Below are 14385 nucleotides of genomic sequence, written 5' to 3' on the forward strand. Positions count from 1 at the left end.
CTGAGATGAGCCTGACCATCGACGAGTCCTCGGCCCTGTTCCCGTGGAACGACGCGGGATTCCGGGCCGATCCATACCCGGCGTACGAGCGGGCGCGTGCGATCGCGCCGGTACATCAGACGACGGAGAACACCTATGTGGTGCTGAACCACGCGGACACCATGCACAACGCGAAGCTGCCGTGCATGCGGATCGCGGAGCCGGAGTCGTTCCGCGAGCCGAATGCGCCGACACACCCGTGGACCGCGTTCGACAACACGGTGCTGTCGAAGGACGCGCCGGAGCACACCCGGATGCGGCGGCTGACGAATCGTTGGCTCACGCCGAAGATGATCGGCACCTGGGCGCGACTGACGCACGACTACACCGTCGAGGCGCTCGACAGGCTCGCTCCCGGTCAGGTGGTGGACGCTCACTTCGACCTGGGTGTGATGCCGACGCACCTGACGATGTGCCGCATCCTCGACATGCCGGTGGGTGATGTCGAGGGAATGTTCTGGGCGCTGTGGGACGCGATGCTCATCAACGCCACTGCGCCGGGTGAGGGCATCCATGCCAAGTCGCTCGCCGGGATGAACTTCATGTTCGCCGAGACCGAGAAGTACGTGCGCGAGAAGCAGGCAGCGGACGAGCCGGGCAACGGGCTCGTCGACGAACTGCTCGCGGCGCACAAGCGCGGCGAGCTGACCTGGCGCGAGGTGCTTGAGACGACGGTGCTGCTGTACATGTCGGGTGGCCCGAACCCCGCGTACCTCATCGGGGCAGGGTTCAAGCTCTTCGCGGAGCGTCCGGACCTGATGCGGGACTTCCGTGACAGGCCGGAGATCCGGGATGCCTTCATCAACGAGCTCGCGCGGCTGAACCCGGTGGAGCTCATCATCACGCGGTTCCCGAACGAGGACATCGAGATCCAGGGAGTGCACATCCCTGCCGGGTCGTGCATCAAGTACCCGATCGGTGCCGCGAACCGGGACCCGGCGGTGTTCGAGAACCCGAACGACTTCGACTACAACCGCCCGCCGGACGCGAGCCGGAACCTGACTTTCGGGCTGGGCGCCCACGCCTGCGCCGGCCAGCTGCTGGCTCGCGCGGAGACCAGTGTGATCCTCGCGCTCATCGCCGACCGATACAGCTCAGTGGAGCTCGCCGGTGAGCCGCGCGAGGTTCGCACCGACCGGCTGGTCGCCTTCGACAAGTTGCCGGTCCGGCTCTCCTGACAGATCGACGGGGAAGGCCACTCCCGATGAACTCGGGAGTGGCCTTCCCGGGTGGGGTGCGGTCAGCGGCCCTGGAGGCCCTTGACGTTGTCGCCGAAGGTCCAGTTCCTCGAGCCGTCCCAGTTGATGGACCAGTCCATCAGGCCCTTGAGCTGGCCGTTGAAGGCGTTCCAGCTCTGGCTGACCAGGGGCGGGGGCATGTACCCGCCGCCGGCGCCGAGCTGGGCGGGCAGGCCGGGGACCTGCTTGTCATAGGGGACGCGGATCGTGGTGCCCTGGATGACCAGGCCGTTGTTCAGGCAGGTGGTCTGGGCGGTGAAGCCCTGGACGGTGCCCGCCGAGTAGGAGTCGCCCGAGCAGCCGTACATGCTCCCGTTGTAGTACTGCATGTTCAGCCACCACAGGCGGCCGTTGTCGAGGTACTTCTTGATGATGGGCAGGTACGAGCCCCAGATCGAGCCGTAGGTGACGCTGCCGCCGGTGACGTACGCCGTCTCGGGGGCCATGGTGAGGCCGAAGTTGGACGGCATCTGGGCGAGCACGCCGTCGATGATGCGGATGAGGTTGGACTGGGACGCGGAGAGCTGGTTGATGTTGCCGCTGCCGGTCAGCCCGGTCTCGATGTCGATGTCGATGCCGTCGAAGTTGTACCGCTTGAGGATCGGCACGATGGTCGCGACGAAGCGGTCGGCGACGGTGCTGGAGCTGAGGTCGATACCGGCGGTCGCTCCGCCGATGGACATCAGGATCGTGGCACCGGCGGCCTTGGCGGCGCACATCTCGGCGGGGGTGGCCACCTTGACGGTGGAGTCCATGCCGTCTTCCCACAGGACCGTGCCGTCGGAGCGGATCACGGGGAACGCCGCGTTGATCACGTTGTAGCCGTGCTGCTTGATGCGGGCGTCGGTGATGGGGATCCAGCCGAGCGGCGGGTGGACGCCGTTCGAGGCGCCGTCCCAGTTCTCCCAGTAGCCCTGCAGGACCTTGCCCGTCGGCCGCGACTTCACCGCGCACGTGTCCCCGCCCGTCGGGGTCGGGGTGGGAGTCGGCGTGACCGTGGGGGTCGGCGTCGGGGTGGGCGTCACCGTGGGGGTCGGCGTCGGCGACGGGGGAGTGCCGGGGCCGTCGAAGCTCACGTCGTCGGCGTAGTACGTGCCCTGCCCGTACCAGCCGTGCAGGTAGACGACCGCGGAGGTCTGGCCCGCGGCGGTGGTGAAGGGGACGGTGAGCTGCGTGAACGCGGAATCGGACGAGGTCCAGGTGGAGCCGCCGCCGTTGACGCCGAGGTACACGTAGCTGCCGCGGACCCAGGCGGTGAGGGTGTACGCGGTGCTGGGCTGGACGGTGACGGTCTGGGTGCACTGGGCGTTGTCGGAGGCGCTCGCCGCGCCCGAGAGCGCCTTGGTGCCGGAGCGGACCGGGGAGCTGACGACCGAGCCGAGCCCGCCCGTGCACGTCCAGGGGGAGAGCGTGCCGGACTCGAAGCCCGGGTTCGCGAGCAGGTTGGCCGCCTGAGCCGATGTCTGTGTGAGGAGGACTCCTGCGGTCGCCAGCAGTAGCGATACTGCCAGCGCCACCAGGCGGGGGGTTCGCTTCATGGGGGGACAACCCTTCTGTCGCCCGGGCGCGGGAGGTCGCCGGGCATCGTCGGCGCGGCGGGGCGGTGGCCGCCCTGGACCGCGGGCCCCTCGGGGAGGTCGCGGCCGGGGAGTGACGCTTTCTTTTAAGAAAGTTTCCTAAGAGTTGTCGCGATCGTAGCCCTGAGGACGATCCGTCACAAGGCCCAAAAGGGGGACACTGCGCTCGAACCTGGCCGCGAGGGGGTCGAAACCGCGGCGGCCTCAGACCTTGACGACGATCTCGGCCCGCCCCTTCTCGGACGTGGCAGTCACCGTCCAGCATCCGCGCGAGGGGAAGTGGACGCCCATCGGCAGCGGACCCGGCAGGCTCTCCGACGTGGGGCTGAGGGTCGCCTCGCCCGTGGCGCCCGACCCGGACGCGACCACGGTGACCGACGGCGGCTTGGCGCTGGACGTCCACAACGGGCGCTTGACGTAAAAGCCGTCACCGGACCGCACGACCGAGCCGCCCCACGTGGGCTCGTCCGGCGCGATGAACCATATGTCCGCCTCGCCCACGGCTCGCGTGACCCCGAGATCCACGAGATCCCGCGGGAGATCCTTCGCCACGCGGATGCCGTCGTCGCACGCCACGGTCGCCTCGTCGGTTGGGGGTCCACCGGCGTCGCAGGCGCCGCCCAGGAGACCGAGGGCCACGACACCCGCGGCCCACGTCGAGGTCCGGCCGAGACGCCGTGTCACCATGCCCGCTCCCTCCGCCGCGCCCTCGTGTCCGGGGCGGGTGCGTTTCTAGGATTCTCGGCATGTCGTCACAACCGCAAGGACGGGCCGCCGGCACCCGCGCCTCGCTGCTCGTCATCTACAGCCCGAGAGCGGACGAATGCCGTGAATTCTACGAGAGCCTGGGGCTCGCCTTCCACTAGGACGCCGCCGATGATGCGGCCGGACAGCTCTGGCACGAACCTCCGTTACCCGTAAATTTCATGGTTTCACCTGCTGTTTCCGGGCCCGCGCGGGCCATGACCTGCGGATCTCCGGAAGCCCGTCCGGCGGCCGGTTGACGCCCTGGTGCCCGTGTGTGAACCTCCGGCGGGGCTCTCGGGCCCTCGTTTCACCATGCACTCCGGGAGGTCGACGGTCGGGGTCCCACCTGATCGTGCATGGCGGTCGTGCCGCGTTCGAAGAAATTCGAAGGGAACCGTTCATGCGCAGGAAGCTCCTCGTCGCGCTCGTGATGGCGCTGGCCGCGTCGTTCCTGGTGGGTCTCAAGGCCCCGCCGGGGACGGCCGCCGCGTCCGAGCCGTACACCTATCGCAACGCCCAGATCGGCGGCGGCGGGTTCGTCCCCGGCATCGTCTTCAACCAGACGCAGAAGGACCTCATCTACGCCCGCACCGACATCGGCGGCGCCTACCGCTGGAACCAGGCCACGCAGACCTGGACCCCGCTGCTCGACTGGGTCGGGTACGACGACTGGGGCCTCAACGGCGTCGCCGGCATCGCGACCGACGCGGTGGACCCGAACCGGGTGTACGTGGCCGCCGGGATGTACACCAACTCGTGGGATCCGAACAACGGCGCGATCCTTCGCTCATCGGACAAGGGCGCGACCTGGCAGAAGACCGCGCTGCCGTTCAAACTCGGCGGCAACATGCCCGGCCGCGGCATGGGGGAGCGGCTCGCGATCGACCCGAACAGGAACAGCATCCTGTACTTCGGCGCGCCGAGCGGCAACGGCCTGTGGCGCAGCACCGACTCCGGCGTCACCTGGGCGAAGGTCGCGAACTTCCCCAACGTCGGCAACTACGTCCAGAGCCCCGGGGACCCGTACCTCGGTGACAACCAGGGCGTGGTGTGGGTGACGTTCGACAAGCGCACCGGCACCGCGGGCAACGCCACGCAGACCATCTACGTCGGCGTCGCGGACAAGGCCAACACCGTCTACCGCACCACCAACGGCGGGACGAGCTGGGAGCGCGTGGCCGGGCAGCCCACCGGCTACATCGCACACAAGGGCGTGCTGGACATGACCAACGGCTACCTGTTCATCGCCACCAGCGACACCGGCGGCCCGTACGACGGCGGCAAGGGCGACGTGTGGCGGTACGCGACCGCGACCGGCGCTTGGACCCAGGTCAGCCCGATCCCGTCGAACAGCGCCGACGACTACTTCGGGTACAGCGGCCTCACCGTAGACCGCCGGCACCCCGGCACGCTCATGGTCGCCACCCAGGTCTCCTGGTGGCCGGACGTGATCTTCTTCCGCAGCACCGACTCCGGCGCCACGTGGACGCGCGTGTGGGACTTCACCAGCTACCCCAACCGCTCGTTCCGCTACAAGATGGACATCACCGCCACGCCGTGGCTGACCTTCGGTACCAATCCCTCCCCGCCGGAGGTCACGCCCAAGCTGGGCTGGATGACCGAGTCCATGGAGATCGACCCGTTCGACTCCAACCGCATGATGTACGGCACCGGCGCCACCATCTACGGCACCACCGACCTCACCAAGTGGGACACCGGCGGGCAGTTCACCATCAAGCCCATGATCATCGGGTTGGAGGAGACCGCCGTCCTCGACCTGATCAGCCCGCCGACCGGCGCGCCGCTGATCAGCGGCCTCGGTGACATCGGCGGGTTCCGGCACGACGACCTGACCAAGGTCCCGGCGAAGATGTTCACCCAGCCCGTATTCACCAGCACGACCAGCCTCGACTACGCCGAGACCAACCCCGCGGTCATGGTCAGGGCAGGCAGCTTCACCGACTCCGACCGCCCGAACGACAGCCACGTGGCCTTCTCCACCGACGGCGGCGGCAACTGGTTCCAGGGCGGCGAGCCGGGCGGCGTCAACAGCGGCGGCACGGTCGCGGCCGCCGCCGACGGCAGCCGGTTCGTCTGGGCCCCCGGCGACGCCGGCCAGCCGGTCGTCTACTCGGTCGGCTACGGCAACACCTGGACCCAGGCGTCCGGCGTCCCGGCGAACGCCGTCGTCGAGTCCGACCGGGTCAACAAGAACAAGTTCTACGCCTACTCCGGCGGCGGCTTCTACGTCAGTACCAACGGCGGCGCCACCTTCACCAGGACCGCGGCCACCGGCCTGCCCGCGAGCGGCGCGCGCTTCAAGGCGCTGCCCGGCGCAGAGGGCGACATCTGGCTCGCCGGCGGCACCACGGGCCTGTGGCACTCCACCGACTCCGGGGCCTCGTTCACCAAGGTCGCCGGCGTGACCGAGGCGAACAACATCGGCTTCGGGAAGGCCGCCCCCGGGAAGACCTACCAGGCCCTCTACCTGATCGGGCGGATCGACGGGGTGCACGGCGTCTACCGGTCGGACGACACCGGCGCCACCTGGGTGCGGATCAACGACGACCAGCACCGGTACGGCAACTTCGGCGAGGCGCTGACCGGCGACCCGCGCGTCTACGGCCGCGTGTACATCGGCACCAACGGCCGCGGCGTCATCTATGGAGACCGCACCGGCGGCGGCACACCCGACACCACGCCGCCCTCCAAGCCGGGTACGCCCACGGCTTCGGCGATCACTTCTTCGGGGGCGACGCTGACGTGGGCGGCTTCGACGGACAACGTGGGGGTGACCGGGTATGACGTGTATCGGGAGGCGGGCGCCACTGATGTGCTGGTGGGGTCGGCTGCGGGTACGTCGTTCGCGTTGACGGGGTTGTCCGCGTCGACCTCGTACACGTTCTATGTGGTGGCGCGTGACGCGGCCGGTAACTCCTCGGTGGCGTCCACGCCCGTCACCTTCACCACGACCTCCGGTGGTGGAGGCCCCGGAGGCGGGTGCTCGGCGACCTACATGGTGACGAACTCCTGGCCGGGCGGCTTCCAGGGCGAGGTGTCCGTCAAGAACACCGGAACCTCGGCGATCACCGGCTGGACGGTGAAGTGGACCTTCACGGCCGGTCAGACGGTGACCCAGCTCTGGAGCGGTGTCCTCACCACGTCCGGGGCCGACGTCACGGTGAAGAACGCCTCCTACAACGGCGCCCTGGCCGCGGAAGCGTCGACCTCGTTCGGGTTCAGCGGAACCTGGACCTCCTCCAACCCGGTGCCTGCGGTGACCTGCACGGCGGGCTGACCTGAGTACGGCGGGCCCGGCGTCGCGTACGGCGCCGGGCCCCCACCGGTCAGGAGGGTGACCGGAGCGCCCGCGTCAGAAGACGGACACGTACGTCACGAAAGAGGGCTGGTTGACCCGCGTAGTGGCGTTGTAGCAGGCGACGTCGCGCACGACGGCGTCGCCGCCGAACGTCCCCCACGTGGTGAGCAGGTTGCAGTACTCCGGCCCCGGCCCGTACGCGGTGACCTGGACGTCGTCCTGCAGCACGCCGATGCCGTGGAAGGTGACCAGGCGCAGGCCGGTCCCGGCGCCCAGGATGTCGTTGGTGAAGGGCGGCTGCGAGTTGTAGTTCACCGCGGGCGGCACCGGCATGTACGGCCCGGGGTTGGCCGGCACGTTGTCGAAGGTGTAGCCGAAGTTCTTCGGCGGGATCCCGGCGCCCGTGATCGCCCGTTCATACTGGTAGGTGAGGTTCCAGCCGGTGTTGAACGGGGCGTTCGTGGCGTTGTGGCAGCGGACGACCAGCTTCTGCTCGGCGGGGTTCGGCGTCCAGTCGCTCGCCTTGCACCGGGCCGGGTTGGCCGGGTCGACCGAGGTGACCTGGATGTTGCCCGCCAGGCCCGACGACCCGAGCCCCGGCAGGCGCACGGTCCACGTGCCGAGGCCGAGCGGCGTCACCGCGTTCGCGGCCCCGGAGGAGTTGTACTGCGAGCCGATGCCGCCGCCGGCGGGCTTCCAGTGCACGTAACCGAACGCCTTGAGAGCGGGCAGCGGGCCGGTGCTCTCGGAGAAGACGATGGAGAACGGGGCGAACTGGGGGACGCCGCCGTACCTGTAGCACTGCACGGCCACGATCTCATCGGCGCCCGACATGCTCCACTTCTGGACCTGGCACCACTGGGCCGTGTCGGTGATCGCCGTCACGTGCACGATCCCGCCGGTGGGGATCCCGATGGCCGGGAACCTGACGAACACCTGCCCCACGCCGCCGGGGCTCACCGTGACGGTGGGGCCGACCGGCCAGCTCCCCGCCTGGTGGTTGAGGTCCGGGACACCGGAGGTGACGTCCACGACGGCGAACCCCCAGCGGTTGGGCGTCGCGGCGTGGGCGCTCGTGCCCGCGGCGGTGAGTCCCGCGGCGAGCATGGCGGCGACGCAGAGGAATCTGAGTAATACCGTTCGTAACTGGCGCATGTCGTTCTCCATCGAGGTGGCGGGATCGGGCTCATCGGGCTCGGACGAGACGGCTGATGTGGCCGGGAGCCGTCGCCGTCAGAAGACCGACGGGTGGGTGTTGAGGAACTCGCGCCTCACCGGCGCGAAACCGTCCGGGTACAGGCAGGGAGGAGCTGTTTCGCGGGCTTTGGCACGGTACAAACCGGCCGCAGGATGACATCCCTTAAGCGACGCACGCGTCCTCCGTCCACGCCTGAAGCCATGGGTCGTCGCGATGCCAGGGCCCCGGCATCAGGTGATCATGGATGGAGCGCCGTCCTCACACGTCCACTTGCGCTTTTGATAACCCGGCCGCAGGTCCTTGAGAAGACCCAACCTTGCCGGGATTCCGGACAGCGGTCAGGCCGCAGGTCGGCCGCCCGCCGCCGCGCGCGGGCAGGGCGGACGGCGACATAGTCTGGGCCGCGACACGATGTGAGTACGGGGGGTGCCGGTGGCCGTCACCGACGAGAGGCGCGGCGACGCCGAAGAGCGTGCGGGCGTCACGAGCTGGCTGGACGGGGTGCGCGCGACCCGCACGGGCCGGTTGACGCTGAAGATCGTCATCGGCGTGGTCGGTGCCGCGCTGGTCATCGGCGGCCTGCTCCTCGTCCCGCTCCCCGGCCCCGGCTGGCTGATCGTCTTCGCCGGCCTCGCGGTGCTCGCCACCGAGTTCGCCTGGGCCCACCGCCTGCTGGAGTTCGCCAAGAAGACCCTCTCGGCCTGGACCGACTGGCTCAAACGCCAGAACTGGCCGGTCCGCATCCTGGTCGGCGCCGTCACCCTCGCCGCCGCGGCCGTCCTGGTCTGGTTCATGGTCAAACTCACCGTGGGCATCGACCTCCTGCAAGAGGCCCGCGACCTTTTCCTCTGACCCGGTGACGGGCTACCGGGTGTGATCGCCGAGGTCGGCGGCTTACTCAGAGCATTCGGGTCTCCAGGACGCGGGCGATGTCGTCGGCGTGCGGCATGTGTCGAGTCTGGGCGCTGCGCAGTGCGCGCCGAGTGGTCACCGGATCGGTCTTGAAGGCGGCGCGCCATCTGCTTGTTCCGGGGTAAACCCTCACGAGATTCTCCTCGGCGACACAGGGGGTTCACGGAGGTACTGGTTTGTCACCTGGGTGCACAGGAAGTCAGCGGGAAATGTCATCTGAGCCGTGAAGAATGTCGCCATGGCCGGAGTCACCTCCGGCCGCGGGACCTTCTCACCGGATCGCCGAGACGCTGCTGGCGTGGTTGCAGTGCGGCTACCGGATTCGTCCGCAGTGCTCCGGCATTCTATAGGTACAGGCCGGTGCCCTGCTCGGACTGCGGGGTGGCGACGGCGTGCAGGTCGCGCTCGCGCATGACGAGGTAGACCTGGCCGTGGACCTCGACCTCGTACTGGTCCTCGGAGTTGAACAGCACCTTGTCGCCCACCTTGACCAGGCGCGCGTTGGCTCCCACGCCGCACACCTCGCCCCAGACGAGCCGGTTGGCCATGGTGACGGTCGCGGGGATGACGATGCCCGCAGAGCTGCGGCGTTCCTCGTGGTCAGGCTCGACCTTGACCATGACGCGATCGTGGAGCATCTGGATCTCGAACTTCGGGTCAGCCACGTCTGAAGCTTATTCGGCCGGAGCGTGAACAGTGACCCATGGACCGCCCCGCCCGGCGACAGCGTCCCGTCTGTGGGAGATCGGTATGGTTTGCGCAGGAGGCGAACATGACCCAGGACTTCAGCGGATGGCAGTGGATCAACGAACCCGCGAAGTGGTCGGCGGGGACGCTCGGGACGGAGGAGGACGACCTCGTCGTGACCGCCGACGCCCGCACGGACCTGTGGCGGGTGACGCACTACGGGTTCACCTACGACACCGCGCACCTCTTCGGTACGACCGTGACCGGCGACGCGCGCGTCACCACGACCTTCCGGGCGCCCTGGGCCGCGCAGTACGACCAGGCCGGCGCGATGATCCGGATCGACGAGAAGAACTGGATCAAGGCGGGCGTCGAGTACGTCGACGGGCGGCTCAACGTCAGCGCGGTGGTGACCCGCGACGTCTCGGACTGGTCGGTCGCCCCGGCCCTCGGCCCCGCCGAGACGATCACGGTGGACCTGGCGCGCGAGGGCGACACGGTGACCGTGCGGTACGGCCTGGATGGCGCGGAGCCGGTCACCATGCTCAGGCTCGCGTACTTCCCTCCGGGGGTGCCCGCCCTCGCCGGCGTCATGTGCGCGGCGCCCCAGGGGAACGGGTTCGAGGTCAGGTTCACCAACATTAGCGTTTCGTCATAGTTTGTCCGTCTGTACCCTCTTATTGCTGTGAATTATGGTGTTTCGGTGGAGTGGCGCGTGGCGTCGCAGCCGTAACATGGGCGTAGTCGTCGGTCTTGACGGTTTCCGCGAATGCCCGACGCCAGGCACCGAACCGCAGTGCATTCGGGCTCGCGCGCGGCCAAGGAGTTGACATGACCGACGAGACCCCTCGGGGGCCAGCGGGTCTGAACACCGGTCGCCCCAACCTGGCGCGCATCACCGACTACTTCCTGGGCGGCAAGGACAACTTCGCCGTCGACCGCGAGGCCGCCGAGCAGATCCTGTCCGTGGCGCCCGAGGTCCGCACCATGACCCGCGAGGTCCAGGCGTTCCACGTGCGGGCCCTGCGTTACCTGGTCGGCGCGGGTGTCACGCAGTTCATCAACATCGGGATGGGCCTGCCCAGCCAGTTCAACACCCATGAGATCGCCGGGTCGCTGACGCGCGAGGCCCGCGCGGTCTATGTGTCGCGCGACCCGGTCGTGCTCTCGCACTCGCGGGCGCTGCTCGCCACCGACTCCCGCACGGGGGTCGTCGAGGGCGACATCCTGCACCCCGCCGAGCTGGTCGCCGACCCGGTGGTGCGCCGCGTCATCGACGCGGACCGTCCTGTGGCGATCGTGACGCTCGGCATCCTGCAGTTCACCCCGGACTCCGAGGACCCGTTCAAGAGGGTCGCCGAGCTGCGCGACTGGATGCCGGTGGGCGGCCACCTGGTCGTCGCGCACGCCGTGACCGACTCCCGTCCCGAGTCCGCGCAGCCGGTCGTGGACGTCTACAAGCGGGTCGTCGGCCGCACCGAGGACGCCTCCCGCACGCGCGAGCAGGTGCTCGGCTTCTTCGAGGGGTTCCGGATGGTCGAGCCGGGGCTCGTCTACCTGCGGCAGTGGCGTCCGGACAACCCGCTGGCCGTCCACCGTCCCGAGTCGATCTGGATGGTCGGCGGCATCGGCCGCAAGGACGAGGCCTGACCCGAACCGCCGTACCGGAGGCGCGGCCATGAACAGGGTCGGGGCGCGGCGGTGTTCTGGAGGAGGAGGGAGGAAGGGGGTGAGGAACGAGCCCCCTTCCGAGTGACGACGGAAGAACATCGCCTGAAGTGCGCCCCGAACCGCCGTGCCGGAGGCGCGGCCATGAACAGGGTCGGGGCGCGGCGGTGTCCGGAGGGTGTCCGAACAGCCGCCACATGGTGATCGGCTGACGATCGCGGACGGCATACAGTGATGCGCACATGTGTCATGAAAGGTCCGTGACGTCGTGATAAGCCCCTTCGCCAGGCTCCCCGGTCCGCTTCGCTGGGGGGCTCGCGTCCTCACCGCCGTTCTGGTCCTGGCGCTGGTCGCCGGCGCGGCGCTGACCTGGACCGTCCGCCGGTCCTTCCCGCAGGTGGACGGCGAGCTGCGCCTCCCCGGCCTGAGCGCCCCGGTGACCGTCGTGCGCGACCGGTACGGGATTCCCCAGATCTACGCGGACGACCCCAAGGACCTGTTCACCGCGCAGGGGTACGTCCACGCCCAGGACCGCTTCTGGGAGATGGACTTCCGCCGCAAGACCACCGCCGGCCGGCTGTCGGAGCTGTTCGGCGCCTCCACCCTGGAGATCGACAAGGTGGTGCGCACGCTCGGCTGGCGGCGCACGGCCGAGCGCGAGGTGGCCCTGCTGGACGCGCCCAGCCGAGAGGCGTTCACCGCGTACGCGGCGGGCGTCAACGCGTGGATGGCCGCGAACCAGGGATTCGCGGACAGGAGCCTGGAGTATGCCGTCCTCAAGCTGACCAACGGCGCGTACACCCCCGAACCGTGGACCCCGGCGGACTCGCTGGCCTGGCTGAAGGCGATGGCCTGGGACCTGCGCTCCAATATGGACGCCGAGCTGGAGCGGGCGCTGGACTCCTCGGTCCTGCCGCCGGACCGGGTGCGGCAGCTCTTCCCGGACTACCCGTTCGACCGGCACCGTCCGATCGTCACGGCCGGGGCCATCCGGGACGGCGCCTTCGACCCCGCCGCGCCCACCTCAGGGACGGACGCGACCGCCAAGCCCGCGACCGATTCAGCCAAGCCCGTGGGCCGGTCCGCCGCACGAGCGGGCGCCGAGCGCTCCGCCGGGACGGCCACGGACCCCGCGACGGCCGGAGCGCTCGCCGGGGCGGCGCGGACGCTCGCCGCGCTGCCCTCCCCGCTGGGCACGGACGGCTCCGACCGGGCGGGGATCGGCTCCAACTCCTGGGTCGTGTCCGGCGCGCACACCGACACCGGCAAGCCGCTGCTCGCCAACGACCCGCACCTCGGGCCGCGCATCCCGTCCATCTGGTACCAGGCGGGGCTGCACTGCCGGGCGAAGTCGGCGGCGTGCCCGTACGACGTCGTGGGGTACACCTTCTCCGGCCTGCCGGGCGTGGTGATCGGCCACAACGACCGGGTGGCCTGGGGGTTCACCAACCTCGGCCCCGACGTCGCCGACCTGTACGCCGAGCGGACGCGCGGGAACGTCTACAAGGTCAAGAAGCGGTGGGTCCCGATGGAGACCCGCACCGAGCAGATCAAGGTCGCCGGTCGCGCGCCCGAGCCGCTGGTCGTCCGCGCGACCGCGCACGGCCCGATCGTGTCGGGGGTGCTGGGCTCCGCGCGGGACGCGCTGCCCGGCGCCGCCGCGCACGCGGGGGAGAAGGTGGGGACGCCCGAGAACGGCAGGGCGCCGGCCGGTGAGTACGACGTGGAGATCGCGTTGCGCTGGACCGCGCTCGACCCGGGCCGCACGGCCAACGCGCTCCTGCTGCTGGATACGGCGTCGGACTTCGAGGAGTTCAGGAAGGCTGCGTCGTCCTTCGAGGCCCCCGCCCAGAACATGATTTATGCCGACGTAGACGGCAATATCGGTTACCAGGCACCCGGGCGCATCCCCGTCAGGACTAAGGGCGACGGCGCCTGGCCGAGCAAGGGCTGGACCGGCGACGAGGAATGGTCGGGGTTCATCCCCTTCGACGAGCTTCCCAAGGCTTACAACCCGCCCGAGGGCTTCATCGCCACGGCCAACAACGCCGCGATCGGCCCCGGCTACGGCCGCCTCCTGACCGCCGACTGGGCGTACGGCTACCGCTCCCAGCGCATCGCCGACCGGCTCCAGCGGGCCATCGGCGCGGGGAAGATCACCGCCGCCGCGATGGCGGACATCCAGATGGACTCGCTCAACACCATCGCCGCCACGCTCGTCCCGTACCTGGTCAAGGCGGGCGCGGGCGTCCCCGAGGCGCGGCTGCTGACCGGCTGGGACTACACCCAGGGACGCGACAGTGCCCCCGCCGCGTACTTCAACGCGGTCTGGCGCGCCCTGCTCCACCGGACGTTCGACGACGAACTGCCCGAGGCCGGGCGCGCGGGCGGCGGCGACCGCTGGTACGAGGTCGTGCGCGCGCTGCTGCCCGAGCCGTCCGACCCGTGGTGGGACGACGCGCGCACCAAGGACAAGGTGGAGACCAGGGACGAGACGCTGGCGGCGGCGATGGCCGACGCGGCGAAGGAACTGCGGGACCGGCTCGGTGACACGCCGGAGGACTGGCGCTGGGGCGACCTGCACACCCTGGAGCTGACCAACGAGACGTTCGGCACCTCGGGCATCGGCCCGATCGAGTGGCTGTTCAACCGGGGGCCGCTGAGGCTCGCCGGCGGCCAGGACGCCGTGGACGCCACCGGCTGGGACGCCGTCGCCGGGTACGAGGTGGACTGGGTGCCGTCCATGCGCATGGTCGTGGACCTGGCAGACCTCGACCGCTCCCGCTGGGTCAACCTGACCGGCGCGTCCGGGCACGCCTTCCATCCCAACTACGCCGACCAGGCCGGCCTGTGGGCCGACGGCCGCACGACGCCGATGCGCCAGACCGAGCGTGCCGTCCGCGCGGACGCCGCCGACACGCTCACCCTCGTGCCGTGAGGATCGTGAGCCGGTGACGCCGGACCGCCGGGGACGGCGGAGGCGCCGTCCCCGGGCACTCT

Annotated in this window: 11 protein-coding genes; 6 read left to right on the plus strand and 5 right to left on the minus strand. The window is 69.7% G+C overall.

Annotation, left to right across the window (positions count from 1 at the left end):
- Nucleotides 1-5 precede the first annotated feature (5 nt).
- Entirely contained in the window at nt 6-1217 is a 1212-nt protein-coding gene (locus AB0H21_RS34270; protein WP_358525232.1) for a cytochrome P450, read from the plus strand.
- Nucleotides 1218-1279: 62 nt separating this feature from the next.
- Here the strand turns inward: AB0H21_RS34270 and AB0H21_RS34275 are convergent, their stop codons facing one another.
- Both AB0H21_RS34275 and AB0H21_RS34280 read right to left on the minus strand, forming a co-directional pair.
- Nucleotides 1280-2815: a glycosyl hydrolase family 18 protein gene (locus tag AB0H21_RS34275; protein WP_358525233.1), complete on the minus strand. Its 1536-nt coding sequence runs from the start codon at nt 2813-2815 to the stop codon at nt 1280-1282.
- Nucleotides 2816-3058: 243 nt separating this feature from the next.
- Entirely contained in the window at nt 3059-3541 is a 483-nt protein-coding gene (locus AB0H21_RS34280; RefSeq protein WP_358525234.1) for a hypothetical protein, read from the minus strand.
- 490 nt (nt 3542-4031) lie between these two features.
- Here AB0H21_RS34280 and AB0H21_RS34285 point away from each other — a divergent pair, with 490 nt between their 5' ends.
- Nucleotides 4032-6899: a cellulose binding domain-containing protein gene (locus tag AB0H21_RS34285; protein ID WP_358525311.1), complete on the plus strand. Its 2868-nt coding sequence runs from the start codon at nt 4032-4034 to the stop codon at nt 6897-6899.
- A 75-nt stretch (nt 6900-6974) separates the two neighbouring features.
- On the opposite strand, the gene AB0H21_RS34290 is transcribed toward AB0H21_RS34285, so the two are convergent.
- Nucleotides 6975-8075: a hypothetical protein gene (locus AB0H21_RS34290; protein ID WP_358525237.1), complete on the minus strand. Its 1101-nt coding sequence runs from the start codon at nt 8073-8075 to the stop codon at nt 6975-6977.
- 475 nt (nt 8076-8550) lie between these two features.
- Here AB0H21_RS34290 and AB0H21_RS34295 point away from each other — a divergent pair, with 475 nt between their 5' ends.
- Nucleotides 8551-8970: a TIGR02611 family protein gene (locus AB0H21_RS34295; RefSeq protein WP_358525240.1), complete on the plus strand. Its 420-nt coding sequence runs from the start codon at nt 8551-8553 to the stop codon at nt 8968-8970.
- A gap of 46 nt (nt 8971-9016) precedes the next feature.
- Here AB0H21_RS34295 and AB0H21_RS34300 read toward each other — a convergent pair whose 3' ends face one another.
- Both AB0H21_RS34300 and AB0H21_RS34305 read right to left on the minus strand, forming a co-directional pair.
- Nucleotides 9017-9163, minus strand: a complete 147-nt coding sequence (locus AB0H21_RS34300) for a hypothetical protein (protein WP_358525242.1) — start codon at nt 9161-9163, stop codon at nt 9017-9019.
- Nucleotides 9164-9374: 211 nt separating this feature from the next.
- A complete protein-coding gene (locus AB0H21_RS34305) occupies nt 9375-9695 on the minus strand; it encodes a co-chaperone GroES (protein WP_358525244.1) in 321 nt (106 codons plus the stop codon).
- Nucleotides 9696-9802: 107 nt separating this feature from the next.
- On the opposite strand from AB0H21_RS34305, the gene AB0H21_RS34310 reads away from it, so the two are divergent.
- The 3 genes from AB0H21_RS34310 to AB0H21_RS34320 all read left to right on the plus strand — a co-directional run bounded on the left by AB0H21_RS34310 (nt 9803) and on the right by AB0H21_RS34320 (nt 14323).
- Nucleotides 9803-10375: a DUF1349 domain-containing protein gene (locus AB0H21_RS34310; protein WP_358525245.1), complete on the plus strand. Its 573-nt coding sequence runs from the start codon at nt 9803-9805 to the stop codon at nt 10373-10375.
- Nucleotides 10376-10548: 173 nt separating this feature from the next.
- A complete protein-coding gene (locus AB0H21_RS34315) occupies nt 10549-11367 on the plus strand; it encodes an SAM-dependent methyltransferase (RefSeq protein ID WP_358525248.1) in 819 nt (272 codons plus the stop codon).
- 286 nt (nt 11368-11653) lie between these two features.
- On the plus strand, nt 11654-14323 hold the full coding sequence (locus AB0H21_RS34320) for a penicillin acylase family protein (protein WP_358525251.1): 2670 nt from the start codon (nt 11654-11656) through the stop codon (nt 14321-14323).
- Nucleotides 14324-14385 lie beyond the last annotated feature (62 nt).

Origin of the sequence: Sphaerisporangium sp. NPDC051011 (assembly GCF_040653595.1) — a bacterium.
GTDB lineage: Bacteria > Actinomycetota > Actinomycetes > Streptosporangiales > Streptosporangiaceae > Sphaerisporangium.

What these genes read in the sequence shown, in the direction of transcription:
- AB0H21_RS34315 (WP_358525248.1), top strand. Translation starts at nt 10,549, where the DNA reads ATGACCGACGAGACCCCTCGGGGGCCAGCGGGTCTGAACACCGGTCGC.
- AB0H21_RS34310 (WP_358525245.1), top strand. Translation starts at nt 9,803, where the DNA reads ATGACCCAGGACTTCAGCGGATGGCAGTGGATCAACGAACCCGCGAAG.
- AB0H21_RS34280 (WP_358525234.1), bottom strand. Translation starts at nt 3,541, where the DNA reads ATGGTGACACGGCGTCTCGGCCGGACCTCGACGTGGGCCGCGGGTGTC.
- AB0H21_RS34275 (WP_358525233.1), bottom strand. Translation starts at nt 2,815, where the DNA reads ATGAAGCGAACCCCCCGCCTGGTGGCGCTGGCAGTATCGCTACTGCTG.
- AB0H21_RS34285 (WP_358525311.1), top strand. Translation starts at nt 4,032, where the DNA reads ATGGCGCTGGCCGCGTCGTTCCTGGTGGGTCTCAAGGCCCCGCCGGGG.
- AB0H21_RS34270 (WP_358525232.1), top strand. Translation starts at nt 6, where the DNA reads ATGAGCCTGACCATCGACGAGTCCTCGGCCCTGTTCCCGTGGAACGAC.
- AB0H21_RS34290 (WP_358525237.1), bottom strand. Translation starts at nt 8,075, where the DNA reads ATGCGCCAGTTACGAACGGTATTACTCAGATTCCTCTGCGTCGCCGCC.